We start from the raw sequence: 249 nt of genomic DNA on the forward strand, positions 1-249 counted from the left end.
GGCGGCAATCAACCGCTTCCTCCAAGAGCACAACCAGCAACCCAAACCCTTCTCTTGGACCGCCGACCCCGACAAAATCATCGCCGCCGTCAAACGCGGGCACCAAGTGTTAGACTCCATCCACTAGCACTACTTTGGCAGTTTAGGTTTGACGGCGTCTGCGAGCAGCTTCTCACAGTGAGGACATCTGCGGCGTGGCGGCCGCGTGAAGAGGTCAAGAATGGCTTGTCTAACAGCTGGCATGCTCGG

The 249-nt window shown here is 57.8% G+C and carries 1 pseudogene; it reads left to right on the plus strand.

From position 1 onward, the window contains the following. Positions 1–127 (plus strand): annotated as a pseudogene (locus D3227_RS41025) (IS630 family transposase); the annotation flags it as partial. Positions 128–249 lie beyond the last annotated feature (122 nt).

The organism is Mesorhizobium waimense, from assembly GCF_003601975.1.
Lineage (GTDB): Bacteria > Pseudomonadota > Alphaproteobacteria > Rhizobiales > Rhizobiaceae > Mesorhizobium > Mesorhizobium waimense.